General features: G+C 48.4%; 20 protein-coding genes and 1 pseudogene. 11 read left to right on the forward strand and 10 right to left on the reverse strand.

Translation table 11 applies throughout. The annotated features are described in order from the left end of the window. The first annotated feature begins 119 nt into the window (after window positions 1–119). A complete protein-coding gene (locus NDA03_RS07350; RefSeq protein ID WP_348237704.1) occupies window positions 120–2,039 on the forward strand; it encodes a hypothetical protein in 1,920 nt (639 codons plus the stop codon). Between the two features lie 196 nt (window positions 2,040–2,235). Here NDA03_RS07350 and NDA03_RS07355 read toward each other — a convergent pair whose 3' ends face one another. Continuing rightward, on the reverse strand, window positions 2,236–2,739 hold the full coding sequence (locus NDA03_RS07355; protein ID WP_348237705.1) for a peptidoglycan-binding domain-containing protein: 504 nt from the start codon (window positions 2,737–2,739) through the stop codon (window positions 2,236–2,238). Window positions 2,740–3,306: 567 nt separating this feature from the next. On the opposite strand from NDA03_RS07355, the gene NDA03_RS07360 reads away from it, so the two are divergent. Both NDA03_RS07360 and NDA03_RS07365 read left to right on the forward strand, forming a co-directional pair. After that, window positions 3,307–5,172 carry a DUF3685 domain-containing protein gene (locus NDA03_RS07360; protein ID WP_348237706.1) on the forward strand — a complete coding sequence of 622 codons (1,866 nt, stop codon included), beginning with the start codon at window positions 3,307–3,309 and terminating at the stop codon, window positions 5,170–5,172. Window positions 5,173–5,409: 237 nt separating this feature from the next. Next, a complete protein-coding gene (locus tag NDA03_RS07365; RefSeq protein WP_348237707.1) occupies window positions 5,410–8,172 on the forward strand; it encodes an MHYT domain-containing protein in 2,763 nt (920 codons plus the stop codon). A gap of 163 nt (window positions 8,173–8,335) precedes the next feature. Here the strand turns inward: NDA03_RS07365 and NDA03_RS07370 are convergent, their stop codons facing one another. The 3 genes from NDA03_RS07370 to NDA03_RS07380 form a co-directional block, all read right to left on the reverse strand. Beyond that, window positions 8,336–9,160, reverse strand: coding sequence for a type 1 glutamine amidotransferase (locus NDA03_RS07370; protein ID WP_190436509.1), 825 nt, complete (start codon window positions 9,158–9,160; stop codon window positions 8,336–8,338). Between the two features lie 103 nt (window positions 9,161–9,263). Further along, complete coding sequence (locus tag NDA03_RS07375) at window positions 9,264–10,604, reverse strand: MurT ligase domain-containing protein (RefSeq protein ID WP_190986603.1); 1,341 nt, start codon at window positions 10,602–10,604, stop codon at window positions 9,264–9,266. A gap of 277 nt (window positions 10,605–10,881) precedes the next feature. Beyond that, window positions 10,882–12,726, reverse strand: coding sequence for a family 10 glycosylhydrolase (locus tag NDA03_RS07380; protein ID WP_190986604.1), 1,845 nt, complete (start codon window positions 12,724–12,726; stop codon window positions 10,882–10,884). 375 nt (window positions 12,727–13,101) lie between these two features. Here NDA03_RS07380 and NDA03_RS07385 point away from each other — a divergent pair. Together NDA03_RS07385 and NDA03_RS07390 are read left to right on the forward strand one after the other, a co-directional pair. After that, window positions 13,102–13,482 (forward strand): annotated as a pseudogene (locus tag NDA03_RS07385) (SulP family inorganic anion transporter); the annotation flags it as partial. Window positions 13,483–14,320: 838 nt separating this feature from the next. Further along, on the forward strand, window positions 14,321–14,848 hold the full coding sequence (locus NDA03_RS07390; protein ID WP_242028965.1) for a hypothetical protein: 528 nt from the start codon (window positions 14,321–14,323) through the stop codon (window positions 14,846–14,848). A gap of 79 nt (window positions 14,849–14,927) precedes the next feature. Here the strand turns inward: NDA03_RS07390 and NDA03_RS07395 are convergent, their stop codons facing one another. Further along, window positions 14,928–16,064 (reverse strand): mechanosensitive ion channel domain-containing protein, encoded by a 1,137-nt coding sequence (locus NDA03_RS07395; protein WP_190436516.1) that lies wholly within the window; start codon window positions 16,062–16,064, stop codon window positions 14,928–14,930. Beyond that, entirely contained in the window at window positions 16,039–17,037 is a 999-nt protein-coding gene (locus NDA03_RS07400; protein WP_348237708.1) for a mechanosensitive ion channel domain-containing protein, read from the reverse strand. The genes NDA03_RS07395 and NDA03_RS07400 overlap by 26 nt, the downstream gene beginning before the upstream one ends. Window positions 17,038–17,096: 59 nt before the next feature. Between NDA03_RS07400 and mnmE the strand changes: the two genes are divergently transcribed. Together mnmE and NDA03_RS07410 are read left to right on the forward strand one after the other, a co-directional pair. Further along, window positions 17,097–18,482, forward strand: a complete 1,386-nt coding sequence (gene mnmE / locus NDA03_RS07405) for a tRNA uridine-5-carboxymethylaminomethyl(34) synthesis GTPase MnmE (RefSeq protein ID WP_190686780.1) — start codon at window positions 17,097–17,099, stop codon at window positions 18,480–18,482. Window positions 18,483–18,609: 127 nt separating this feature from the next. Then, window positions 18,610–19,203, forward strand: coding sequence for a class I SAM-dependent methyltransferase (locus tag NDA03_RS07410; protein ID WP_190436525.1), 594 nt, complete (start codon window positions 18,610–18,612; stop codon window positions 19,201–19,203). Between the two features lie 24 nt (window positions 19,204–19,227). Here the strand turns inward: NDA03_RS07410 and NDA03_RS07415 are convergent, their stop codons facing one another. Next, window positions 19,228–19,608 (reverse strand): response regulator, encoded by a 381-nt coding sequence (locus NDA03_RS07415; protein WP_190410155.1) that lies wholly within the window; start codon window positions 19,606–19,608, stop codon window positions 19,228–19,230. Window positions 19,609–20,010: 402 nt separating this feature from the next. Between NDA03_RS07415 and NDA03_RS07420 the strand changes: the two genes are divergently transcribed. Together NDA03_RS07420 and NDA03_RS07425 are read left to right on the forward strand one after the other, a co-directional pair. Next, complete coding sequence (locus tag NDA03_RS07420; protein WP_190410156.1) at window positions 20,011–20,355, forward strand: hypothetical protein; 345 nt, start codon at window positions 20,011–20,013, stop codon at window positions 20,353–20,355. Then, window positions 20,288–20,512: a hypothetical protein gene (locus tag NDA03_RS07425; protein WP_339380684.1), complete on the forward strand. Its 225-nt coding sequence runs from the start codon at window positions 20,288–20,290 to the stop codon at window positions 20,510–20,512. The genes NDA03_RS07420 and NDA03_RS07425 overlap by 68 nt, the downstream gene beginning before the upstream one ends. Before the next feature lie 163 nt (window positions 20,513–20,675). On the opposite strand, the gene NDA03_RS07430 is transcribed toward NDA03_RS07425, so the two are convergent. The 3 genes from NDA03_RS07430 to NDA03_RS07440 form a co-directional block, all read right to left on the reverse strand. Continuing rightward, window positions 20,676–21,617, reverse strand: coding sequence for a ribonuclease III domain-containing protein (locus tag NDA03_RS07430; RefSeq protein ID WP_190410157.1), 942 nt, complete (start codon window positions 21,615–21,617; stop codon window positions 20,676–20,678). Window positions 21,618–21,755: 138 nt separating this feature from the next. After that, window positions 21,756–23,300, reverse strand: coding sequence for a SagB/ThcOx family dehydrogenase (locus tag NDA03_RS07435; protein WP_190410178.1), 1,545 nt, complete (start codon window positions 23,298–23,300; stop codon window positions 21,756–21,758). A 178-nt stretch (window positions 23,301–23,478) separates the two neighbouring features. After that, window positions 23,479–24,426: a DUF4349 domain-containing protein gene (locus NDA03_RS07440; protein ID WP_190410158.1), complete on the reverse strand. Its 948-nt coding sequence runs from the start codon at window positions 24,424–24,426 to the stop codon at window positions 23,479–23,481. A gap of 228 nt (window positions 24,427–24,654) precedes the next feature. Here NDA03_RS07440 and NDA03_RS07445 point away from each other — a divergent pair, with 228 nt between their 5' ends. Together NDA03_RS07445 and ilvC are read left to right on the forward strand one after the other, a co-directional pair. Beyond that, window positions 24,655–25,383 carry a DUF3891 family protein gene (locus tag NDA03_RS07445; RefSeq protein WP_348237709.1) on the forward strand — a complete coding sequence of 243 codons (729 nt, stop codon included), beginning with the start codon at window positions 24,655–24,657 and terminating at the stop codon, window positions 25,381–25,383. A 168-nt stretch (window positions 25,384–25,551) separates the two neighbouring features. Beyond that, window positions 25,552–26,547, forward strand: a complete 996-nt coding sequence (gene ilvC, locus NDA03_RS07450; RefSeq protein ID WP_190410160.1) for a ketol-acid reductoisomerase — start codon at window positions 25,552–25,554, stop codon at window positions 26,545–26,547. The last annotated feature ends 26 nt before the right edge of the window (window positions 26,548–26,573 follow it).

The following is a 26,573-nucleotide window of genomic DNA, read 5'->3' on the forward strand; positions in this document are numbered from 1 at the left end:
CTTAAAGCTTTTATTATCAGTTTTAGACCCTTTACGCTGACGGCGATTCGGCTCCGGATCGATGTCATCAAGCAGGAGCAGCAAAACGAGGACTCAAGGGTAGTGGTAGTGAGATGGTAGTGAAAAGACAATTACATGAATTTCAAGTACGCACGGCAAACCGATTGCGGCAACGGCAGGGACGCAAACTGGTAATTAGAGTCGTCTCGAATGCCAGCGCATCTGCCACCAAGCTCCGGGACGAGGATGCGGAGCAAACTGAAGCCCCTGCCTCAGCTAAGCAGCCGCCTCTGACACCGCTGAGACGGCGAAATAAGATTTGGCAGTGGTGGCTGTTGTGGCTGAGTATCATCTTCGGGTTGGGTGGGACGGCACTCGCGGCTTTCTTCTTGCTGGCAACGATTCCTCCCCAAGTTAACTGTAAAAATATGTCGCCTTTAGCTCCGGAAATGGATCGGTTGACTTGCGCCCAGCAGGCGGCTCAGTCGGGCAAGTTAGAGCAGCTGGTGGAGGCAATGAAGTTCGTCAAGAGCTTGTCCCCCGATAACCCGGTGTATCCAGAAGCGACTCGGCTGATGGAAGACTGGTCGCGATCGCTCTTGGCGATCGCCCGTCAGAAAATTGACCAAGGAGATTTAAAGGGAGCGATCGCCATTGCCCGCCAAATTCCCTCCTCTAGCCCCCTGTATCCAGAGGTGCAAGCAGCAATGAAACAATGGCAAGGGGATTGGCGGCAGGGTGAGGAGATTACCAAAAAATTCTTAGCAACTTTAAAAGAACAAAAGTGGTTTGAAGCTTCATTGCAAATACAGGCTTTGTCTCGTCTCGATAACCGCTACTGGGATCAAAAACAACTGGATAAACTGATCGATCGGATGACTCAGGAAAAAAAAGCTTGGCAACAGTTAGAAGAGGCGCAGACATTTGCCGAAGCCAAGACACCTGAGGGATACGCGCCAGCGATCGCCCTGGCAGGAAAGGTGAACCCCAACACCTATGTCAAATCAAAGGCAAAAGCCGAAATCAATCTCTGGAGCCAGGAGTTGCTAAAAATAACTGCCGAGCATTTCGAGAAGGAAGAGTTTGACCGTGCTATTACCGCCGCCCAGCTGATTCCTCCGAAGACTTCAGTTTATAAGGAAGCTCAAGATTGGATTCAACTGAGTCGTTCTTATGCAGTTGCTCAGGAAAATAAAATCCTCAGCTTCCTAGAGGCGCAAGCGGCGCTGCGTCAGATTTCCCCAAAAAGTCCGCTTCGCCAGCAAGCACGAGTGACCGAGGCGCTTTGGCAATCTAATTTACAAGATCGGCTGCAAATGCAATTTGCCGAAACAATAGCCAGCTTCGATCAACCGTTGGCATTTGAATTTGCGATTAGCCAAGCCCAAGCGATCGCGCCCAAACGACCCGGACGCATCGAAGCCCAAACTCAAATTGCCCACTGGCGAAAGCAAATTCAACAAATTCAAGACCGAATCGCCCTTGCCCGATCCAAACAGCTGGCAACACCGGGAACTCTAGAAAGTTTGAGGGCGGCGGTTGAGGAGGGAAGCCGGATTAAGCTGGGTCAGCCTTTGCGGATAGAGGCGCAAACCTATATCGCCCAATGGACTAAAGCTATCCAAACGATGGAAGACCGACCGATCCTAGATTTAGCGAAAGGTTTGGCTCAGCAGGGAAATCTCCAGGCGGCGGTTGCAGCTGCCTCCAAAATCGCTCCTGGACGCGCTTTGTACTCTGAGGCACAGGCATCGCTGAGCGATTGGGTAACGCAAATTCAAATCGCTGAAGATACGCCGATTCTTAACGAGGCGAACGCTTTAGCGGCTGATGGGCGGCTCACTGCGGCAATTAATAAGGCTTCTAGGATTCGCTACGGTCGGGCACTGTATCGAGAAGCGCAAGGAGCGATCGCTCGTTGGGCATCTGAACGAGAAGCCATTTTAATAGAAAGACAAAAGGCAGCTGAACTTCAGCAGTCTATCGAAGACAGTTCCTCTGAATCTCAAACGAATAGTGAGCCGGAGGGGAATTATTGACGCTGTCGATCTCCCTCACCGAGAAGGGACAGTAAAGTTTCCCAAGGCTTGGATAATTCCCCCAGCCTCTCATCCTGGGGCGAAACAAACAAAGGCTGCGTATGCAGCCTTTGTTTGTTTCGCTGCTGACTTTTTCAGCATTTTCTCTTTTATTGGCACGCTCCTGCTGGAGAGTGCCCATCGTTGTGTATCTGCTTTAAGCTGCAATCATCGCTTCCCAAGTCCGAGGACCAACGATCCCATCCGGGCTTAAGTTTCTCGACTGCTGGAAGGCGATGACGGCTGAGCGCGTTTGCGACCCATATACGCCATCAATTCCGCCTTTATAGAGTCCTCGATCTTTTAATACTGTCTGAACTTCTGTCACTACTGCTCCCTGACTACCGCTTTTTAGCATCGGCGCGGGTGAGGGAGAATAGCGGGCAAGGGGATTAAATTTTGCAGGCGCTGTGTTTTCGGCGGGCACAGTTGGTCCTTCATTACGCCCCGTTGGATCGGGAATCAGCTGCGCTTGTCTTGTTGGCTGTTCATAGCTCCCACCGTGCATATCGATGGGCACTTCATTTATCTCAGGGGTAATCTGAGAAGCACTAATCCCGGCAGCGTTTGCACTCATCCCGTTCAAGAGTAGCGGGAGCGAGGCAACCGCAGAAAGAATGCTCAGGGATTTGATGGTTGACTTAAAAAATTTTGCTGTCATCAGCGTCAGTTCCTCTTTCAAAAACACAAGATGCTCATAAATGCACCGTTTGTGGCTTAGAAAGCCTCCTATTTGTGATTCATCCGAAGCTTCTTGCTTTGAATGATTTCCAGCTTTTGTATGTCTTCGTTAGCTTATAGGAGATGTCGAGTCTGAGCATAATTCTATAGTTAGAGCTTCTAATTGCTAAATATCTGACTATAGAAATAGCCACTCAATTTTCAATACAAGAACTAGATGATGATGTTTCTGTAGTAGCAGGGGGAGCAATGCCCGCCCTAATCACATTTCGTGGGTCTTGTCCACTCTAAAATCTACAACTTTTTCTTTAGCTTGAACTAAAAAGAGGGGAAGATTAAATAGGACGATTTAAGATAAATTTCCCAAAAAAATAGTTAGATGACAGCGATCGCGCTCTGTGGAAAATACAAGCGTGGCGAACTGACTTTTTCTGCGCGAGGCGTTAGCCTCGCTTCCAAGACACGCGATCGCGCTCTGTTCGCATCGCCCCTGGAATGAGTAATCTGTTATAGCAGGGAGAAAGCGGTGTGAAGCAGGAGGTTGTTGATGAGCGATCGCGTAGCGGATACCCTTGGGACTGTTCGCCGCTTCAAGTTGATGCTAATCGATGATGACCCGATTTTTCGGTTGGGTCTTAGCACCGCTTTGCCGTCGTTTCCCGACCTGCAAGTCGTTGCCCAGGCGGATAGCGTTGCAGACGCTTTGCAGACGCTGGCAGATGGAGTTGGTACAGACAACGCTCCAAATCTGGTGATTTTAGAACTAAACCTAGGTCGCTCTAACTTGTCTTTGGGGGGATCGATCGGGTTGCAGCTGTGCCAGGAATTAAAGACGCAATTCCCGAAATTACCGATATTCCTTCTCAGCCAACGACTCACGCCAGAGGAACTGATAGCAGCCAGAACCCTAGGCGTCGAGGGCTATTGCCCCAAAGGCACCGATCTCTCGGTTCTGGTGCCAGCGCTTCGTCAGGTAGCCGTTGGGGAAGTTTACTGGTCAGAACTCGTACAGACGCAAAACGACGCGCCTGTAGAAGCCTCAGATGTCATACAAAGTCGTTCATCCTTGCTCTGGCAAATCCGTCAGTCGGGACTACGGCAAATCGATACCGCGATCGCCCAGGTGACAAACCAGGTACAAAACCCCAATCTTTCGACACTAGATTGGTTCATCCTAACGGGACGGCGACGAGAATTGCGGACAGCCCGTTGGCTGGTCAATCAGCTGTTACCTGTGGCGACGACAGGCGCAAGAAATCAGGTGGCAGGGACGGGTTTTACTGACCCCCCTGAGGAAAACTCGAATGACCTCCTCAACCCACCTAGATCGGGAAGTCGCGATCGCCGCAGTGGGACTCCTCTCCCTACCCCGGAACCGAGGAGAAGAAATAATCCCTCGTTAGACTCAATACTCGCGACTCAGTCCTCAGCACTTTCTGAATCCTCGATCCTCAGCCCCCTGCTAGACGCTACTTTAAATAAACTTCAATTCGGACTCAAGAATCTGACTGGCTCTCCGTTGGAAATTGATATTCTGCTGGAAGAAAAGAAACGGGAATTGCTCTATCTGATCTTGCGTAAATTCGAGGATGTCTTAGAGGAACTGCGCTTTTCCCAGCTACAGCCGGAAGCGATCGCTCTGAAGCACTCGCTGATTCTGCGGGATTTGTGGCAAGCGTCTACCACTGATTTTTTTGGCAAATATTGCACAATTCAAGTCGGAAACCTTGAAGTGGATATTGTCAATACTTTGTTACAGGATGCAACAATTATTCAACAATCTTTTCTAGATAAAATTCCTCTGGTTGCCGAAATCATTAACTATTTGCTTTTTCAAACTCCGCTGATGATTGATAATGTTTCCTATTCTTTTGGGACACCGGAAGCGCGAGATCGAGCAGAAGTTATCTTGGAGAATTTATTAATTCAAGTTGCCAATAGCGTTGTGCAACCCCTGCTGAATTATTTTGCAGATGTGGAAGCAATTAAGCAGATTTTTTACGATAGGCGGTTAATTTCATCGCGGGAAATTGCTCGATTTCGGAACAATCTATCGTGGAAATATCGTTTAGAAAGATATGTGGGTGAGCCAACCGCAATTTTTGAAAGCCGATATCTTCTGCTAGCGCTGGGTGGTATTGGAATCAAAAAAATCTCTATTTATGCCCCCCGCACTGATGAATTGCAGCAACTCAGGGGTGCCCAGCTAGCTTGTACGCTAGCGCTAGAAACTAGGGATGCGATCGCGCCACGTCTGCGCTCAACGGTTGCCTTCCTAGGTAGCGGTGTTGTTTACGTCCTCACGCAAGTAATCGGCAGAGGCATTGGCTTAATTGGACGCGGCATCATTCAAGGCATTGGCACAACGTTACAAGAAACTCGGTTTGGCAAAAATGGCGAACGCCAGAAGTAAAAAAGGCAGGTGAAAAAGGACAAGTAAAAAGGGTAGGGGTGCAGGGGCATTCTACCTCGTTCTCTGTTCCTTCTCCTCGATTTCCATAAGATTAACTCATAGGAAGATATACTCAGGCTATTCCTGAAGGTTAAACAGTTTTCAACCGCTGCTCCGATAAAATTTAAACACTTGAATCAGGCAATCCGATCGTGAGAAATTGCGACTGCCACCACAATCTCAGCGTTCAGTATAGAGATGAAGGGAATCAATGATGCAGCCCAAGAGATGATAGCAACCTACGATTTACGTCTGGTTGTGCTTTCGATGGCGATCGCGATCGCGGCTTCCTACACGGCGCTAGATTTAGCGGGACGAGTCACGGCGGCTCAAGGACGTGGGCGGAAGCTGTGGCTAGCAGGAGGTGCGATCGCGATGGGAAGTGGCATTTGGTCGATGCATTTTATCGGAATGCTCGCCTATTGCCTGCCAATCTCAATGGCTTACGATTTCCCCACCGTCTTGGTTTCGATGGGAGTCGCAGCGATCGCTTCCGGCGCAGCTTTGTATATCGTTAGCCGCGAACAAATGGGTTGGCGAAGATTACTCGCAGGTGGCATTTTCATGGGCTGTGGCATTGCTGCTATGCACTATACGGGCATGGCGGGGATGCGGTTAGAAGCGACCGTTACCTATGACCTTAGACTGGTAGCAGTTTCGATGGCGATCGCCATTAGTGCTTCCTGGCTCGCCTTGTGGTTAGCTTTTCATCTGCGTACAGCGGCGACATTAACCGGGAACTTGCGAAAGATCGGCAGCGCGATTGTCATGGGATGCGCGATCGCAGGGATGCACTATACCGGGATGGCAGCGGTAAGCTATCAATCAACCAATCCCTCCGGGATGGAGTTGTCCCTGATGATGGACAATTCTTGGCTGGCAGTTGAAATTGGAATTGCCACGACGATCGTGCTAGCGCTAGCGCTGCTGGGTTCTGTCTTCGATCGACGGCTGAAAATTGAGCTTGCCAGAGCAGAGGCACTGCGGGAAAGCGAAGAGCGGTTCCGGGCTTTAGCGCAGAATGCCTCTGACATTCTTGTGATTGTTGCAGCTGATGGCACGATTCGCTACACCAGTGCCTCCATTCAATCGATTTTGGGCTACGACCCGGAAAATTGGCTCTCGAAAAAAGCAATTGAAATTGTTCATCCGAGCGATCGCCCTCAAGGAGAGAAACTATTAGCAGCTGCACTGAATTCTCCAACTAGCAACTCTCCAACTAGCAAAATTACCGCACAGTTTCGCATCCAGAAAGTCGATGGCTCTTGGCGAGATTTTGAAGCGATCGCCAATAATTTACTAGATGTGAAGAGTGTAGCGGGTATCGCGATCGCTTACCGCGACATTACCGAGCGCCAGCGATCGCAGGAGTCGCTGCGGGAAAGCGAACAACGATTTCGCCTGATGGCAGATATGGCTCCCGTGATGTTGTGGATGTGCGATTGCGACAAAACTTGTAATTATTTTAATAAAGGCTGGCTCGACTTTACTGGCAGGACTTTAGAAGAATCAATCGGCATGGGTTGGACGCAAAGCCTCCATCCTGACGATCTTCAGCAGTGTGTAGAAACATACCGCACTGCCTTTGATGCCCGCGAAAATTTTGACATGGAATACCGCCTGAGGCGCTTTGATGGCGAGTATCGCTGGGTTTTCGATCGAGGCGTTCCCCGGCTGACTCCAAGCGGGAGCTTTGTCGGTTATATCGGCTCTTGTATAGACATTACCGAGCGCAAGCAAGCCGAACAAGAGCGCGAAAAACTGCTCGTTTACGAACAACAGGCGAGAATGGCAGCTGAAGAAACCAACCGCCTGAAGGATGAGTTCTTAGCAACCCTCTCTCACGAGCTTCGCACCCCCCTCAACTCAATGCTGGGATGGACTCAGTTGCTTCGGACTCGGAAGCTTGACGAAGCGATTATTGTGCGGGCAATGGAGACAATTGAGCGTAATGCTCGGTTGCAAACACAGCTAATTGAGGATCTGCTGGATGTTTCGCGGATTATTCAGGGGAAATTTCGCCTTTATGTCCGTCCGCTGGAGCTATCCTCCGTCATTGAAGCTGCGATCGCGACCATCCAACCGGCGGCTAGTGCCAAGTCGATTCGATTGGAGTCTTTTCTTGATTCCTCCGCAGGGTTAATCTGCGGCGATCCCGACCGCTTGCAGCAAGTTGTATGGAATTTACTGTCGAATGCAGTGAAGTTTACACCCAAACGGGGGCGAGTCGAGGTGCGGCTGGAGCGGAGCAACTCTTGGGTTGAGATTCAAGTCAGCGACACCGGACAGGGAATCGCTGCCGACTTTCTCCCCTATGTGTTCGATCGTTTCCGTCAAGCTGATAGCTCCATCACCCGGTCATACGGCGGACTGGGACTGGGGTTAGCCGTCGCCCGCCACTTGATAGAACTGCACGGAGGTACCGTCTCTGCCCAAAGTCCGGGAGAAGGAAAAGGCGCGACATTTACAGTGAAGCTGCCGATCCTCGCTGTCCTCATCGAGCCAAAGGATATCGAGCAGGGATTCTGGACCAGGGACAACGAAGGACTCTCAGAGTGTCCTCCAGGACTCAACGGATTGCGAGCGCTGGTAGTGGACGATGAAGCCGATGCCCGTGAGTTGCTGACGGTTATCTTGCAACACTACGGAGGCGAAGTGATGGCAGTTGCATCCGCAAAAGAGGCAATGGCAGTCTTAACTGACGATGCTTCGGATTGGCGTCCGGATGTCCTGGTGAGCGACATCGATATGCCGAACGAGGACGGCTATACTTTTATCCGCAAAGTTAGGGCGCTGGATGCACAACAAAAGGGAATTCCAGCTTTGGCTCTGACAGCGTATGCCAGAGAAGAAGATCGCTCGCGGGCTGTCAAAGCTGGCTTTCAGACACACGTCGCTAAGCCAGTGAAACCATTAGCATTGGTGGCAGCGATCGCCCATTTATCCAGACGATGCGGATGAATCGGAGAATCGTCTCCAGACGCAATCAATCTCGTCTGGAGACAGGGAGTTTAACCCCACCCCTGCCCGTCCCCGCTTTTCTGAGAGATAGGTTTAATATTCGCCCCTCTCCGTCAACGGAGAAGGGTTGGGGGTGAGGTTCCGAGTTCAAGTCAGAACTGTACTAATTTTTCGATCCCCGCTGTGCAGAAACCGCTGGCACCTTGACGCCCAACTTTTTAAACATCGCTTCTCGCCCCTGCATTGCCAAGACATCATCCAGGGGTTTTAAAGAAATTGGCGTTTGATATTTTTCTGCAAGTGCAGTTTGAATGAGCCAGTCAGCAATCGAGGGATTTTTGGGTAAAAGAGGACCGTGAGAGTAGGTCGCGATCGCATTCCGATAAAATGCTCCTTCCATCCCATCTTCCCCATTATTCCCATAACCGCTAATCACACGTCCCAAGGGTTCCACCTCACCTAAATAAGTGCGTCCGCCGTGATTTTCAAAGCCAATTACTAAAGGCGCATCCTCCGACATCTTTCGCAAATCCTCCGCCAATCGCGACGCCGTGATCTCAAACACGACATTCCCAATACAGCGACGGGCATCTGGCCCCGGATGCTTGCTGACAAAATCCAATAAACCCAATCCCTCGATCCGTTGCCCTAAGGCGGGTTCGTAGTAGTGTCCCAGGAGTTGGGGCGATCCGCAAGTAAATACCCCAGGCGTTCCTGCTTCAATTTTCTGAGCGATCGCTTCTGCTTTGCCTTGGCGCAAATCGCGCATGACGATTTCCTGCTGTCGGTCTTGTGCGCCGCCACCCACGATTACATCGACTTGGCGAAATTGCTCTGCGGGGGCGTCCCGATCTAAGGGCATGACGTTGACTTTGATCCCCCGCCATTGGGCGCGTTGCTGTAAACAGATGACATTACCGCGATCGCCGTAGGTACTCATCAGCGTCGGATAAAGCCAGCCAATTGTGAGTTCAAGTTGTTCGGTCATGGTGACAGTCAAATTTTTTGATTTTTAACGCAAAGTAGCGCCAAGGAAATCGCAGAGGTACGCAAAGGAAGGCTACTTTCTGCGTACCGAGAGCGTTTAACATCTACAGAATTTTTCGTCCAGTCAAAATACCTCGGACTTCTAGCATCGCTGAGTAAGTCGGTAGAATGTGCAGGGTTTCGCCGGTAGCGGTGTGTTCTAAAGCAGTGGCGATCGCTTCTTGTAAATCTTCTTTCACAATCAGTTTGCAGCCATGTTCCTCGTCTGCTTGGCTGTATTGCAGGCGCAGCGCCATATCGTAAACGCGATCGCCGCTGACTACCACCGTTCCTCCCTGTTCTACCAATTTTTCGGTGTCTACATCCCAAATCCAAGAGACATCAGTCCCATCTGGGGTGCGATCGTTTAGCACCATCAGCGTTGTGGAGGAACCGCCGTGGCTTCTTTGCTGATTTACAGCGCGGATGGTTTCATTCAGCGCTACGGGATTTTTTGATAGCAAAATCCGCACCTTTTTCCCGGCGACTTCTAATTCCTCAGCCCGTCCAAACGCTGCATGGAAGTTTTTAATCGTGTCCAGGATATTTGCGGTATCAACGCCAATTTCTTGCGCCGCTAAAATAGCCGCCAGCGTGTTGTATTTGTTGTAAATCCCAATCAGAATCTGAGGCCATTGGCGACTATCGATTGCCAAGGGGCCTTTTTCAAAGCCACAGCTAGGACACCGATAATCGCCCTGATGAGATAAGTAGACGCCCTGATAATCGAGAGAATGTCCGCACCGGGGACAATATATAGAATCTACTGCATGAGGAATTTCGTCAAGATAAGCTTCAGGTTCGCTTAAACCGAAGAATAAAACTCGTTGCGATAACTGCTGACCCAGATGAGACAAGGTGGGGTCATCGCCATTTAAGATCGCTACCGTATCTTTGGATTGGGCGATCGCTTTCTGCCAACGCTGGCTAATCGTATCCACTTCCCCGTACCGATCCAGCTGATCCCGAAATAAATTTAAACACAAAATCAATTTTGGTTGAACTGGCGGCAAAACCTTCGGCAGAATATTTTCATCTACCTCTAAAATTGCATAGTCAGCGTTGAGCTGACCGATTAAATTGGTGTTGGTCAGCAGTGCGGTGATTAATCCATTCATGAGATTGGCACCCGCCGCATTGTGAACAACGCGCCATCCCTGACTTTCTAGCATTGTCCGCAACAGCAGCGATGTCGTTGTCTTCCCATTTGTCCCCGCAATGAAAATCACACCGTGCTTTACTTGACCAGACAGCAGGGACAACAGCTGCGGCTGAATGCGTCCGGCAATTTCTCCCGGTAAAACACTAGCAGCTCCCAAACGCAGCAGGCGCACCAGCCGCGTCACTGTCTTTGCCGTCCCGACTGCTACGCCCAGCCGTAACCTATCTAAAAGCGATATTCTCACCACCACACTCCTGCCCCGGCTACACAAGCCGCACGCTTTCGTCGCGGCTTTACTGCTACTTATTTACTGAGCGCTGCTTTGCTCGTCAGCATTCTACCGTACTTGGCTGTAAATCCCCTGTCAATGATGAGTAATAGTACCCAACAGCTAAGAAAAACAAATTTCTTGTCCGTACCGGCGATACAAACTCTCAGGGGATTTATAAACCGCGTAGGGGCTTTTTGATTGCCATGCCCCTACAAAACGGCAATGATTCCCGGTTATTTAGTCTTAATTCCTAACGAGATGCTTTCCACCCGTCCAAAAGATTTGGTCGCTCTACGGACGTAGGAAAGAGTCCTTTAAAGGCAGCCTGTCTGAGGTCTGGCTTTTCGGGGGTCATATTCCACAAGCTTTCATAGAAGAAGAATGACATCCCGGCAAATCCGCGCTGACGAACCGCTGCAACTTGCTCCTGAATTTGTGCAGCCTTAACCGGGTGAGGTTTCACGCCGCTGAGAATGCCGATGGCGACGGGGATATGGCGCTTTGCTGCTTTGACTTCTGGGCGCTCTAATTCCCCAATGAAGCGGCTCAGATCATCTCGATAGATTTGGACGATCAGTTCCTCAATCAGCCCCTGCTGTTCCCACTTCTGCCAGTCGGCTAGAAAGGAGTTGTAAGAGAATTCTTGGGGATTGGGAGAAAGGGCAAAAATAACGTTGGGTTTGCGGTCTTTGACGGCCTTGAACAACTGTTTCAGATAGGCAGTAATTTTGTCAGCCCGCCAGCGTATCCATTGAGGATCTTGGGCGTTGGCGGGAGGAGATTTCCCACCGTTTTCTTTCTTGTACAGTTCGACGGTAAAGGCGTCGTAGCCAAAATCGGCGGGAAAGCCGAAGTGGTCATCGAATTGAATGCCGTCAACATCGTATTTGCTAACAATTTCGACGACTAAATCTTGGATAAAATTCTGCACTTCGGGACGCATTGGATTCAGCCAAACTCGGTTATGTGTTCCTTCTTTCCAAGTTTGAGAACCGTCGCGTTTTTTGAGTAGCCATTCGGGGTGGCGTTTGGCGAGGTCAGAATCAGCGGGTGCCATGAAGCCGAATTCAAACCAGGGGATGACTCCCATGCCTTTTTGATGTCCCTGGTCTATGATTTCTTTGAGGATATCTCGTCCTTGTAAGCCTGGGGTGGGATCGAGCGATCGCCCGGTGACTTTTTGGGCTACCGCACTGGGATATAGGGTGTAACCCCAATTCCAAACGGTGGGATAAACGGTGTTGAAATTTAGCTCATCAAGGCGTTGCAGGGCTTTGCTCAGGCGATCGCGCTCAAACAACACGTCACTATCAATATTCGTCAGCCACACCCCCCGAATCTCTTCGGACTGCGCGGTTGGCGGCGTCCCAGCGCTAACAATGTATTGGGAAGGGACTAATCCAGCAGTTCCGGTGGCTTGACACAAGAAAGCTGCAACTTCTGCACGACTGGCTAGCTGATTGGGATTGAGTGTCTTGACGTTGGGGTAATTGACCACGATTTGTTTTTCGGTCGCAGCAGCGATCGCATTCCGCGCATAGCTAGGAATTGCCGTTGCATCGGTAAATGCCCCAGACAACGTGCTACTCACCGCCTGAGTAGGTGAATACTTCAAACCACTCGCTAAAGATACCAACGCTTGCGATCGCGGGATTTTTTCGTTCGGTTTGAACACCCCACCCGGATAACCCGACATAAATCCCTTTTGATAGGCTTTACGAATTGCATCTACCGCCCAGGAATTTGCTGGGATATCCGCAAACTGACCGCCGCTACGAACGTCCGCTGTATTGGGGAAAGCTTTGCCAACCATCGCGGCAAACTCACCCCTGGTTACGGGTGCCTTTGGTCGAAAACTTCCATCCGGGTAGCCACTAATAATCTGCTTTTGTGCCAACTGTTCTATACAGGGTTGCGCCCAAAGTCCTTCCACATCGAAAAATTTTGTCTGAGCAAATGCGGCAGGGTTTACGAGCGTCATGGTGAAGCTAAAGGCAACCAGGAAGACAAACCAAGCTTGACGCCCAAAGGCACGGCTAAACCAAACTAGCCCGTCTGCGAAGCTCGTAAAAAGTCGTTTGACAGCGTATTTCAATCTCTACCTCAATCAGGGTGTACGAAAACTTCCCCAAATATTATGGAACCACAAATCATGACTTGGGCATTTCGGCAAAGGTTGCAGCAAGTTGACTGGGTAAAGGTCTTGGTGTCATGGAAATCAGTGGTCATCGAAAATCGCGATCGCTCCCTTTAAGGATGCTGCAAGTGCAACCAGCATACAAGTTTTGAAGTGGCTGATGATTGAAAGGATGGCGGGGTAGGTCTTGTACCTGCCCTTCTCAATACCTGGGTATCCGCAAAATGTACCCTACATCGTCCGGCAATTAGGCAGCGTTAAACTTTTTGACTGGTTAGTAGAAACAAGGGGAAATGTCTTCAGGGACGAGAGTAAAATTGGAGTAATAATCGCACGATACCGGGTTCATTAATAGGATTGGTTTTAGCGATCGCGATCGCATCTTATTTCCATCTCAAGGTGCCCACAATTGGAGCCATTCCCCAATCCTTGCCGATGCCGCAAGGGATTCCCTACTGGAATGATTTTGGATTAATTCGAGAACCGATCGATCCGGCTTTGGTACTCCCAGCACTCGGCAGGATCGAGTCTTTATTATCAGCAGTCGTGGCGGATGGGATGACCGTGAGTGAAAAACACAATAGCGATCGCGAACTCATTGGTCAAGGCTTAGTGAATATCATCGTTCCCGTCTTTGGGGGAATTCCGGCTACCGGCGCGATCGCCCGTACCGTCATCAATGTCCATTCTGGTGGGAAAACCCGTCTTTCAGGGGAACATAAGCCTTCTTGAAGTAGAGGCGCGATCGCTTCGTTGACGTTCAAATGTGGAAGGGCGCTCGCTTAATTTACTAACTTTTGCGTATTCGCATCTACTATAAGTCTGGGTTTGGCTAAGAAAGCTGAAGATTACTTAATAAATCCCCCAAAGCTGCTGTCTCCTCTGCTACAGTTTTCATTTATACAGCCAAGAAAAAAGCAGATGTGTTTCTAAATCGCTCAAAAAGAGCCGAGTCTGCTGCTGTTGCTTTGTCAGCAATTTCTCATTCTTTCGGTAGTTTTATCAGGTAGGTGTGCAATGTTTGCATAGCGGCAATCAATCCTTATGGATTTTCTGCATAAAGCTCTTTCACTTAGACACAAGCTGTAGGTGGTTTCAAAAATTAGAGTTGCGGCTTTTCGTAGGATACGCAACGTCTAGGACATTCGGATGTCGCCAGCATCCAGCAAAGCGAGAGCGCTCTTAGCACATCGTGGTGCTGTCCGATCGAGCCGTTGGCATTCCATGTCCAGAGCCAGCACTTGTGACTTTAAGAACTATAGCGATATGTTAAGTTTTATTACATTTTATTCCTTGTTAAGGGAAAAGCCGAATGCCCCTGTGTAGCAAATAACCGGGTGTACGCATACATTCAACAACCCCTATAGGACTCTCAATCCAAGCTCAGCACTGTTCTAGCTACCTTTGGACAGGCAAGCTGAGATCACTTAAATTAAGTGATAGAGATCACGAAGCGAAAAGATAGCAGTCATTGTCCTGTTAGGACGCGATCGACCGAACGCTCCCAAAATCACCCGATATAAGGAAGCAAAAAGAAACTTAGATTGAAAAAATGTTAATTAAACTCCCTTTGGTACTCGCCATGACTGACCTTTATGATTCAGAAGATGTTCAGGCAAACCACAAGCGATCGCTCAGAAGACTCGCCAAGGCGATCGCGCTTTCTCAAGGTGAGTTCTCGCTGATTTTGGTGTCTTGTAACTATCCCCAGTTACAAGAGCAAATGGCAAAGCTGCTAAAAGAAATCTCCACGGTCGAAATTCAAGAACTCGTCCTGCATCCTTCGGTAAAGACGCTTTATACAACGATTCAAAAAACAATTGAAGATCGGCAGCCGCAAGCCTTGATGGTCTTCGGTCTAGAATCTGTGGTGGACATTAATCAAGTACTTACCTCGACGAACCTCGTCCGGAATCAGTTCCGCAAGCAGTTCGCTTTTCCGCTAGTGTTGTGGGTGAGCGATGAAATTCTGCAAAAGCTGACTCGGATGGCACCAGATTTTAAAAACTGGGCGACTACTGCCATTCGATTTGAGGTTCCCAACAATCAGTCGATAGAGTGGACAGCCATTACCGCCTGAAAGAGGAGCATCCTGCAAGATAACTAACGCGCTGACAGTCTCTAGGATGACCTATCTAGCCATAACTGTATAGGCGTCATTAAATAGTCACTGGTGACTCAACATAAATTGTTGGTTCCTGCATCTTAAACTCTATGCCATACTCGAGCAGATGCTTGGAGATTTTTTCGTTCGCCAATTCCAGTAGATGCTTTCGCAGTTGAATCGAGTTTTCACTGGAACCCAGAATAAAAAACGTTACTCTCGCTCTTGTTGTTTGCTTTTCTGCATTATTCATTAACGTAATATTTGTACTACCGGGATCGATCCCGAATACAGAGTCTGTACTCTGATTAATGACTTGCTGTACTAGCGCCTGTTCCCGATCTTCTAGTAACTGAAAAAAATCTAGATAAAGTAAAACCATTACTTTCTTGCCCATCGTCACATTCTCAATTTCTAAATTTGCCAATGTGGAATTGGGCACAATATATAACGTACTTTTAGCCGCCGTGCGAATCTTAGTAGAGCGCAAACCAATCGATTCAACGCGACCAAACAAACCTCCGGGTACATTGCCAATTGAAGGCAGACGAATATAATCCCCAGGAACAAAAGGGCGATCTAAATACAAAACAATCGTCCCTAAAAGCTGCTCTAGAGTCTTTTGAGCCGCAAACGCCACCGCCAATCCACCAATGCCTAAACTTGCCATCAAGCCAACTAAATTGAATTGCTGACTTTGGGCAAAAGCAAGAATGGCGATGAAGCCAATCGCAACATTTACTAAAGTCTCAATTACCAAAATCAGTTCATCAAAATCTCGACTAAATTTCCCAAGTATATCAATTCCATAAATTCGGATAAACTGCCGAAACAACCGGGATATTAACCAAGCTACGCTAATAATGACAGCTAAATCTACAAAAGGTTTGATTAATTTATAAAGGGATTGATAATCTTCAATCCAGGTTAGAGAAAGAGAGATAAGAATAAATGTACCCGCCACTCTAAACAAGTGTTTGATTGGCTCGATTAAGTCTTCATAAATACTCGTTACTTTCTCCGATGCAAAGCGGCGGACGATTAATTTGCTGATCCCAGGTGTGTATCGTCCCAATAGCAAAGACAGGAGGAAAAACAGCAAGAAAATAAGGGGTTTGGAAATATCAATTTGAAGAACCTGATAACGAATATCGGCAAGGTTTAGATTAGATAGTAATGGGTGAATCCACATAAATTGTTGGTTCTTCAATGTCGAAGACAATCCCGTAATATTTCAATTTATCTGTAATATTTTGACTCGCAATATCGAGGAGTTGACGCCGCAACCCCATCGACACTTCGCTAGAACCTAAGATAAAAAAAGTGATTTGTGCTTGCGTTTTGCTCTCGCTATCCTTGCTCAAATCTTTAAATGTAACTTCGGTGTTGCGCGAGTCGATTCCAAAAATATCCTCTGTACTGTCTAAGATGACTTGACGAATTAAGGCACGTTCTTCGTTCTCAATTTTTCGGTCGAAGTTTAAGTAGATGAGAGCCATAACTTTCTTGGCACCCGAAAAATTCTCAATATTCACCTGTGTTAAGGAACTATTCGGTACGATTACCAATGTTCCTTTGCCAGAGGTGCGAATTCTGGTGGAACGCCAGCCAATTGACTCAACTCTGCCAAAAATCCCATCTGGCAAGCCAATATAGTCATCGACAACAAAGGGACGATCGAGATAAATGACAATGCCGCCTAATACTTGTTCCAAAGTTTTTTGGGCAGCAAAGGCAACCGCTAAGCCGCCAATCCCTAAACTGGCTACTAAACCAAAAATATTAATTTTATGAGTTTCGGCAAAAATAACGATAATCAAAAATACAATAATGAAATTAGCAATTAATTTAGCCAGGATTAACAGTTCGCTATTGATTTTACGTCCGCTGTTGATGGCAGCATCTAAGAGATAGATATCAAAAACCTGCTTGAACAGGCGCGAACCTAACCAACTGGCAGCGATCGCGAGAGATAAACTAACTGCAAATTCGATTAAACCCGACTGAAAAAAAGCCGGGATTAAGTGTATGGCAGTGTCAGCGATCGCTAGCCCAATGACAACTCCCAATAAACCCTCATAAGGCTTAACGACTTTTTGATAGGCTTCAAGAGCCTGGGAAGAAACTAATTGCACAACTTCTGAGAATTCTGGTAATTCTTCCACTTTATTACAGCAGAATGGAAATTGATAAGCTTTTCATTTAACCCGAATCTCAAGGCAAGATGTCTGAAACGTTTGTGCAGGGGGGAACAATCGCCGCGATCGCTACCGCTGTTGTTCCCCAGCAGGGGAGTGTGGGGATTGTGCGCGTATCGGGAGCGGAAGCGATCGCGATCGCGCGTACCCTCTTCCACGCACCAGGGAAGCAGCAGTGGGAATCTCACCGCATCCTCTACGGATATGTGCGCCATCCCCAGACGCATGATGTGGTAGATGAAGCACTGTTGTTGATGATGCAAGCGCCTCGCTCCTACACCCGCGAAGATGTGGTAGAGTTCCACTGCCACGGCGGAATTATGCCAGTGCAGCAGGTATTGCAGCTGTGTTTGGAGGCGGGGGCAAAATTAGCACAGCCGGGAGAGTTTACCCTGCGGGCGTTTCTGAATGGGCGTTTGGATTTGACGCAGGCGGAGAGTATTTCCGATCTCGTGGGAGCGAAATCGCCTCAAGCGGCTCAATCAGCGCTTGCCGGGTTGCAAGGGAAGTTGCAAAAGCCGATTCGCTCCCTGCGTACCACTTGCCTCGACATCTTGGCAGAAATTGAAGCCCGAATCGACTTTGAGGAAGACTTGCCACCGTTGGATGAAGCGGATATCATCGCCCAAATCGAGCAGATATTGGCAGAAACTACAAAAATCTTGGCAACTGCCGCACAAGGCGAACTCCTCCGCACTGGCTTAAAAGTGGCGATTGTCGGGCGTCCCAACGTGGGGAAATCGAGTTTGCTGAATGCCTGGAGCCGGAGCGATCGCGCCATCGTCACCGACCTTCCCGGCACCACTCGCGACGTTGTAGAATCGGCTCTGGTCGTCGGTGGAATTCCCGTGCAAGTGCTAGACACTGCCGGGATTCGGGATACCGCTGATGTGGTGGAAAAGATTGGGGTTGAGCGATCGCGCGATGCCGCTCAAGCCGCTGACTTGGTACTACTCACCATTGATGCCCAAGCCGGTTGGACGCCCGCTGATGGAGAAATCTACGAACAGGTACAACACCGCCCCCTCATTTTAGTGATTAACAAAGTTGACCTGGTTGGGGAGATTCCAGAATTTTCCCTCCCAGACACTATTCACCGGGTTGTACCCACCGCAGCCGCCCATAACCAAGGCATTGACGCCCTAGAAGAAGCCATTTTGGATGCCGTACACACCAGCAACCTCAAGGCAGCCGACTTGGATTTAGCGATTAACCAGCGGCAAGCAGCGGCGCTAACGAGGGCTAAAACTTCTTTGGAACAAGTGCTGGCTACGATTACCGATCAACTCCCTCTCGACTTCTGGACAATTGACTTGCGGGGTGCCATTCAAGCTTTAGGAGAAATCACCGGAGAGGAAGTCACAGAATCGGTTCTCGATCGCATTTTTAGCCGATTTTGTATTGGGAAATAGGTAATGAGTTTTTCAGAAGTCTCTATTACCAAAATGCATTATTCTGTAGCCCCCGTAGGTAGGGCTAATTGTTTGTATAGCCCCATTCAAGCTGAGGGCATAATCACAATACAGACAATTTAATATTATGCACAAGCACAAGCAAAACTCAGGAAAATCTACCTCTTCTAACCAGCGCCAAGCGATTCGGAAAGGATACGAACAATATAGCGTCCAAGGTTTCTACGAACAATTTGGAGATGAATACCGAAATCCTCAAGAATCCGCCATTCAAAAAGTTTTGCAACTTGCAGCCAGTCAGTGGCAGCTAGATTTTCACAAAGTATTAGACTTAGCTTGTGGCAGCGGCGAAGTAACTTTAGCGCTGCAAAGTTTAGGATGTACCAACATTGATGGCATCGATCCCTATACCTACAACGCCTATTTAAATCGCACGGGTAAAGAAGCTGAACCCTATACTTTTGAGGACATTGCCTCTGGAATTCTCAACAACCGGCATTATAGTTTGATTGTGTGCAGCTTTGCGATGCATTTGCTGCCAGAGTCACGTTTGCCGATCGTCGTTTACCAACTAGGTCTAATTGCCCATTCAATGATAATTATTACCCCAAACAAGCGACCTCACTTGAAGCCAGAATGGGGATGGCTTTGCTTAGACGAAATTATGTGTAACCGCGTGCGATCGCGGCTTTATCAGCGAACTTATGGACAAGGAGAGTAAGGCATTGCTCACCCTCTGCCCAACTTAGTTCCTCACACTTGTTTCTCGCAGCAATTGTTTAACGGTTCCGACTAGCTCGTGGGGTTCAAAAGGTTTAGAAATATAGGCATCTGCGCCTTGCTTCATTCCCCAGTAGCGATCGAATTCTTCCCGTTTGGCTGAACACATCACCACAGCTACCTTCTGGGTTTTGGAGTCGGCTCTAATTTTACGGCAAACTTCGTAGCCATTCATCCGGGGTAGCACAATATCTAGCACCACTAAATCCGGACAATTGCCCTCCATTTGCTCCAGCGCTTCGACACCGTCACAAGCCACAGTAACACTCAGCCCGCTCTCTTGAAGGAGGCGTGAGATCATCTCCCGTTGCGTGTGACTGTCTTCCACCACCAGAACTGTAGTCATAACTCCTACCTACTTACGAGGTTCAAATGTTCGCGGGAAAAAAATCAGCGCACCCCAAGTCGAATTGCCTTTGGATTAGATAAAACTTATCTACTTCCGCTCATTTTCGCTTATGAGTCTAAAAATTGTTTACGTAAATACACGTAATTTTTCCAGTTTCTTTCCGTTATATTTTAAGCGATCGCTCTGAAATCCGATGATCAATCAACGGACATCTTTGCTTAATCTTCAAAGTTCCTCCGAGTTTTTCCAGAAAAGTTGTAAAGATTATGTAAATATCCGTCTAAATACGGAGAAGCTAAATTCCGGTCAACATCCTTATACGTAAGCATACAGAGCCATATTGGTGTTCCAATTTTTATTAAACTCTATGTATCGGTTATAACTAATAATTTTAAATTCATGGAAGGAAAACTGCGATCGCGGCTGAACCGTCGTCGGTTTCTACTTGGCTGTACCCTGACTGGAGGCGGGATCGTTGCCGCAGATTTATTATCAAAATCTGGACAAGCACAAGTCGCTGCCCCTGCTATTGTGACATCGGATAAGATGCGTCCGCAAATCCCGTTTGGGGTTGCTAGCGGCGACATCACAGGTAACAGCGCCGTCGTATGGAGCCGTTGTAATCGCCCTGGACGCATGATTGTGAAATATTCGATATACCGAGTCATTCCGGAATGTGCAGCGGGTCCCACAACCCGCTGCCCTGGAAAACAGCGATTTCACAGCACGGATTTACCTGGCTGACTTGCCATTAGGTCAGCAGATATTCTACCGAGTCACCTTCCAAGATTATCTGATATCAACATCTACAGCGCCCCCGCACAAGGCAGTTTCCGCACTACAAAAGTCGTATATCCGCTCTATATTTTCTCTTCCAGACTGCTCCTGGAACAGAGAATAAGTCGATCAGTCCGCAAGTACGCCGCTACGCTAACAGTATCTAGCACTTTTAGGACTTACGCAAAAACTCTCTCAAACTCTTATTCCTTCGTGCCTAAGCGCTAACGCGCAGGCTCCGCAAACGCGGTTCATTTTTCCGTTACTCGTGCGTAAGTCCTGACTTTTTAAGAAACTTCCCGCTCCATCAGCTGATTAAAGCGTTCTACGCCTTCTTTGTATCGCTGACCTTCATATCCCATGACTTTCTTGATAATCCACTCCTTGTGTTTTCCGTCTTCCAGAAGTAACGGGATTGCCAGAGTAAAAACTTCATCTTCTTGGATAAAGCGCTTAAACCAATTACACGTATCAGAGAAGCTACGTTCATGGTAATTGTAGACTTCCCCTAATATTGCCTTGAACGATAAACTGCCAATTTTTTCCGACTCTCGCCCTAGTAAAATTGAGTCTTCCGACCTCAGATGAGACTTCAATTGAGCTAACTTGTGAGAGTTGATCAGCTGCTTTCGCAAAGTGGAGAGAATGCCTGTACGAATGTGGGGAAATTTGCGATACAGGTAATCGGAGACAGCAGCATTGATGATCCCGTCGCCCAAAAATTCTAACTGTTTATTCGGCTGCTTACGCTCCTTCAAGTTCTGAAGATGATGCTCCAGAACCGGAGCGATTAAGTGCTTGACGATCCATTTCTGCGTCTGCGAGAAACGACGATCGAGGTACATTGCACCTAATAACGCTTCACATGCATCTTTAAAGGGGTTATTCACCTTCTGGCGCAGCAGGTTCCAGTCTTCACCCGAACCCAGCAACAGGTCTTCTCCTAACCCTAATTGGAACCAAAGCTTGGTTAGCCTTTCTCCCTCAACGAGCTTGTCTTGCAAAACTGAAAATTTGCTGACCTCTAGATAGGGGCAGCGTTCGTAAAGGTAGTCAGCAACCACGAAGTTGAGAATCGCCTTGCCGAGGAATTCTAACCGCTGATTGTCTTGCCCAGATTCGCCGATTTGGGTGGCAAAGGAGGTGTGGGTTAGGGCGAGGCGGAGTAGGTTCTTGTCTTTGAAACGGAGGCCAATTTTATTTTCGACCGTTTCTGGGTTCCATGCCATCTTCTTTTTCCTCTATGAAATGCCTAATTAACGAAGGCAAAAGGAAAAAGAAATTTTAGATTTGAGATTGAAAAAATCAATGGGCAATCTTAAAATTTACAACGATTTTTTCTTTTTCCTTTTGCCTTTTACTTGCCTTTATCTCGGACGCCCTAAGGTGGTGATGTACACAACCGCTTCATCAGCAGGGATACCCAAAACTTCATTCACCTGGTTATCAAAGAAGCCGCCGATGCCGCTGACGCCTAGACCAAGGTGAATGGCGGCTAAATTCAGCCGTTGCCCTAAATGACCGGCATCCATGTGTAAATAACGATAAACGCGATCGCCATACTGCGCCACTGCTGTTTTCAAATCTGCTGTGTGGAATAGCACCGCTCCCGCATCTCTACCCAAATCTTGCCCCAGGCACAGATAGTGCAATTCCTGGCGGAAATTTTTAAAGCGGATTTGCCGCAATTCCTGAGCTTTCGGTGCGTAATAGTAGCAGCCTTCCTCCAGTCCTTCTACCCCAGACACGGCGATAAAGGTTTCGATTAAATTTAAATCAAAATAGTCTGGAGAGCTATCTAAACCTTGGTCGATGTAGTGCTGGGGTTGGTAGGTGAAATCTAATAAAGCTTTCAGTTCCTCTAGAGTTAGATCTTCCCCCGTGTAGGCACGAGTCGAGCGCCGCTTGAGAATGGTTGTTTCCAAGTCGTGCAAATTTGCTGCCCAATCAATTGGCGTCGTGACGGTTGAAACCTTGAGACAGAAGGGAAAGTTGTATTTATCATCGGGAGTTGGCGGTTGCAGGACATCTTGTGAGATGGGCGTTTTGCCCGTTATCTGCTGGGTTTCCTCAATCTGCGTTGCTTGGTGGCAGTAGCCGAGCAATTCACCATCGGGGATATTAGGATAGTCCGTTTGGGTGACAGAGGGCAATGCAGTTGGGCTGAGGGGCAAGTTTTGTTTCACATCCAGCAAGTCTGCCAGAGCGATCGCGCAAATTGCTCCTTCCTCCTTTGGATCGAGGTAAAGTAACTCATTCACTGCCCGATCCGCAAACCCCCCAATTAAGTGAGGGCGGTAGTCATTCAAGGCACTCGCCAGCTCAATATTGCCCAGCAGATGCCCCGTATCCAAAAAAATCCGCCGATAAGCTCGGTCTTGATAGCGCCAAGCAGAACGGTAGAAGACGGCTGTGGTGACGAGGCACAATTGGGTACTATCTAACACCGGATGCCAAAAACAAGCTGTTTGCAGCGCTTTCCAGGCATCACTTTCCCAAAAATGAATTAAAGAATGGCTCTGAGGCTGATAGTTATAGAGTCCGGGTGGTAAAAGCGGCGTCCCACGGGAAATTAAATAAATCTCCGCGGGGTACAATCCCCCGGCGGAGGGGGCTGCCCGCAGATACATCGGATTTCCCATTGTCATTACTTTAGCCGTCAAGCCATAGCTGCAAAACAGCAGCCGCGACAGGCGACGCCATGCTTGGGTTTTTTCGCCCTCATCGACTAACGCCTCTGGTATTTCTGTTAAATAGGGCTTCAGGTCATAGGTTGAGCCAATTTTGTAGTCTTTAAAAGGCACTGGTTGACGCTCCCAGTCCAGCCCCTGGCTCTTAGAGGCGAGCGTCTGGGGATCGTATTTAGTCCGCTCGTGATAGTGCTGAGCAATTGATACTCGCAATTCTGGCATACAGCTGTCTAGCAACGCTTCCGCTTCGCCTTCCATCTTGCCATCCCCAGCAGCAAACGTGTCGTACCGTTAAGTACAAATAAATCTGTGTCGTTCTGGATTCATCCTGTTTTAACGGTCTTTCGGGGCGAATAGCAGTTTCCCCAATTCCTAAAATTAAGATTGATAAACCCACAGATTAACCGGCGTGCGGGGGTTCGGACGGTTGAGGAGATGATTGCGATCGCTGCTGTTTGAAGCGGTGATAGCCAACGGGAACCGCCACTAACACCAGCAAAAACGGGCTGAAAACTGCTAACCAAATCGCCAACCGGATCAAGCTGGTGGTGAGTTCGCCCAAGGAGTGAGTTGCTTGGTTCCAAGTTTCCCGAACGTCTGAACCTAAAGGTCGCGCTGGGGGAATACCTGCGATCGCTTCTTCTAAAGTTAGGGTAATGGTAGAGTAGGCGACTCGGCTGCGTAAGCTTTTCAATTGTGCATCCAGCTGTTCGATATTTTGCCGCACGTTGCTGAGTTCGTTGGCAACTTTCAGGACATCCCCCACTGAGCCGGAGCGTTCCATAATTTTGAGTAAGGTGCTTTCCTGTTTCCGCAGGTTCCGCAGTCGGGCTTCGTTATCCACGAGTTGATCGGTAACATCTTCAGCGGTGAGGGTGCGGCGCTGTACGGTTCCCAGTTTTGCCAAGAAATCGAGACTGGTTTCGAGCTGCTCTTGAGGAACCCGAATTTGCATGGATGCAGTGTGACGGGCGTTTTCGTCTTTGGGTTTTTGCTCTTGGAATTTTAGTAAGTCCCCCTGCTGTTGTTTAACAATTTTGGAGGCGATTTCAGTGCTTTTTTCGATGGAGTTGACACTCACCGATAGTTCGGCATTTTTGCTCAATTGGGGGCGCTGGCGAGGCACCTGAGCCTTCGCCCCAGCAGGGCTTGCTATGTCTTGGGAGCGAACGGCTCCGGCTTCGGCTGCTGAATTTGCCATTGGCTCTGAATTTGGGGCGGTAGGCGCGAGTTGCGCCAGTTGTGTCTTTTGTTCAAAAGAAGAGGCACAACTGGTTAAAACGATGCCTCCCAGCAAGGCGCTTAAGAATAAAGAAGGTTTTAGCTTTGGATGAAGTGAGCCGTTCATTGCATAACCCCCAATTTAGTTATTGCCAGTATGCCTTACTGAAAAAAGGGGCACGCTGATTGTTGCGGTTTATGCAACACAGGGTGTTGCGGTGATAGGAAAGGGCGACGATACTTTCTCTAATCCGATGAGCGCGATCGCATCTAACGGCTTCCCTAAGCTAGATACGTGCTTTGTTAATTTACTTCACACTAGATCGAGAATTCGAGGAAAAAAGGACAGTTTTTCGTGATTGCTAACTTAGTTGAAAACGGTTGGGAAGTAATTTATCATCGCGCCCATGCCTTGCTAGCTGCTCAAATAGCGGGTCACTGGCACCAAAAAGATCGCCCAGAACGCTTGATCGAGACGGTGGCGGCAATTTCCCATCACGACGACTTAGAACGCGAGTGGGAAGGAAATCACCTCACTGAAGCGGGGGCACCCTTGGACTTTACCCTCGACAAGAAAACGGATCTCAAAAAGCTGGCTACACTGACGCAGAATTCCCGCTACCGAGGACGCTGGGTAGCTTTGTTGATTTCGATGCATACCAGCTTTCTCAATGAAGGGAAACGGGGAGAGTCTCAGGAATTGGACAAATTTCTGGATGAGCAAAAAGAGCATCAAAAGCAATGGATTAAGGGGTTGAAGATTACCCAAAAGGAAGCCGATAAAGCTTATGCATTTATGCAATGGTGCGATCGCTTCTCACTCATCCTCTGCAATCACGAGTTGCCTGCTGGTGAGCGGGCTTTGGAAATTAGCAAGGGGCCAGACGGAAAGCGCTATGATGTGGTGCAGCGTAGCGATGGGAATCTCACCGTGCAACCTTGGCCTTTTGCAGAGGAAAAGTTTACGGTAAATGTGGAAGCGTGCTATCTCAGCCAAGTGAAATTCGACTCAAATGATGAACTCACGCACGCACTTCAAGAAGCACCGATCGACCTTTTAGAGTGGACGTTAGTGAAGTCTTGACGAATGGATAATGGGTAATTGGTCATGGGTCAGTCGCAACAAACCAAGGACTCGCGACTACTAACAATTACCCATTACCAATTTTCTAAGCCTAGGGTGATCTTGACGTAGTTTGATAGAATTAAGAGTTTGCACTACTCAAGATGCTTGCTCCAAGGAGTTGCCCCTATGGCCCGGATGTATTATGACAACGATGCCAACTTAGATTTATTAAGCGGAAAAACCATTGCTATCATCGGCTATGGCTCTCAAGGTCACGCCCACGCCCTCAATCTCAAAGATAGTGGCATGAATGTCATTGTCGGGCTGTATCCGGGTAGTAAGTCGGCTCAAAAAGCGAAAGAAGCTGGTTTAGCTGTCCACACGGTCGCTGATGCTGCCGCAGCGGCTGATTTCATTATGATTCTGCTGCCTGATGAGGCACAAAGAACAGTTTATACCAATGAAATTGCGCCGCATCTAACCGAAGGAAAGGTATTAGCCTTTGCCCACGGCTTCAATATTCACTTTGGTCAGGTTGTCCCGCCTGAGAATGTAGATGTGGTGATGGTAGCACCGAAGGGGCCAGGACATTTGGTGCGACGCACTTACGAACAGGGTGAAGGTGTACCTTGTTTATTTGCGGTGTATCAAGATGCCACGGGACAAGCACGCGATCGCGCGATGGCTTACGCTAAAGGTGTCGGCGGGACTCGTGCCGGAATCTTAGAAACTACTTTCCGGGAAGAAACTGAAACCGATTTATTTGGCGAACAAGTTGTGCTTTGCGGTGGCTTAAGTGCGCTGATTAAAGCGGGTTTTGAAACGCTTGTTGCTGCTGGCTATCAGCCGGAATTGGCTTATTTTGAATGTCTTCATGAAGTCAAACTGATTGTTGACTTGGTTGTGGAAGGCGGTTTAGCCAAAATGCGCGACAGTATCTCTAATACTGCTGAGTATGGCGATTTGACCCGTGGCCCTCGGATTGTCACTGACCAAACCCGCACCGAAATGCGGAAAATTCTCCAAGAAATTCAATCGGGTCAATTTGCTCGTGAATTTGTTTTAGAAAATCAATCTGGAAAAGCCGGATTTACAGCGATGCGGCGTCAGGAAGCCGAACATCCTATTGAGGAAGTTGGCAAAGATTTACGGGCAATGTTTAGCTGGTTGAAGAAAGTGTAAGCGGTTAGACAGGAAAATAACCCTGA

The sequence above is a fragment of the Trichocoleus sp. Lan genome (genome assembly GCF_039961855.1).
GTDB lineage: Bacteria > Cyanobacteriota > Cyanobacteriia > Cyanobacteriales > FACHB-T130 > FACHB-T130.

Coding starts and splice junctions, on each gene's coding strand:
- NDA03_RS07355 (WP_348237705.1), bottom strand. CDS start 2,739: ATGACAGCAAAATTTTTTAAGTCAACCATCAAATCCCTGAGCATTCTT.
- NDA03_RS07360 (WP_348237706.1), top strand. CDS start 3,307: ATGAGCGATCGCGTAGCGGATACCCTTGGGACTGTTCGCCGCTTCAAG.
- NDA03_RS07365 (WP_348237707.1), top strand. CDS start 5,410: ATGAAGGGAATCAATGATGCAGCCCAAGAGATGATAGCAACCTACGAT.
- NDA03_RS07370 (WP_190436509.1), bottom strand. CDS start 9,160: ATGACCGAACAACTTGAACTCACAATTGGCTGGCTTTATCCGACGCTG.
- NDA03_RS07390 (WP_242028965.1), top strand. CDS start 14,321: ATGTTAATTAAACTCCCTTTGGTACTCGCCATGACTGACCTTTATGAT.
- NDA03_RS07395 (WP_190436516.1), bottom strand. CDS start 16,064: ATGTGGATTCACCCATTACTATCTAATCTAAACCTTGCCGATATTCGT.
- mnmE (WP_190686780.1), top strand. CDS start 17,097: ATGTCTGAAACGTTTGTGCAGGGGGGAACAATCGCCGCGATCGCTACC.
- NDA03_RS07410 (WP_190436525.1), top strand. CDS start 18,610: ATGCACAAGCACAAGCAAAACTCAGGAAAATCTACCTCTTCTAACCAG.
- NDA03_RS07415 (WP_190410155.1), bottom strand. CDS start 19,608: ATGACTACAGTTCTGGTGGTGGAAGACAGTCACACGCAACGGGAGATG.
- NDA03_RS07420 (WP_190410156.1), top strand. CDS start 20,011: ATGGAAGGAAAACTGCGATCGCGGCTGAACCGTCGTCGGTTTCTACTT.
- NDA03_RS07430 (WP_190410157.1), bottom strand. CDS start 21,617: ATGGCATGGAACCCAGAAACGGTCGAAAATAAAATTGGCCTCCGTTTC.
- NDA03_RS07435 (WP_190410178.1), bottom strand. CDS start 23,300: ATGCCAGAATTGCGAGTATCAATTGCTCAGCACTATCACGAGCGGACT.
- NDA03_RS07440 (WP_190410158.1), bottom strand. CDS start 24,426: ATGAACGGCTCACTTCATCCAAAGCTAAAACCTTCTTTATTCTTAAGC.
- ilvC (WP_190410160.1), top strand. CDS start 25,552: ATGGCCCGGATGTATTATGACAACGATGCCAACTTAGATTTATTAAGC.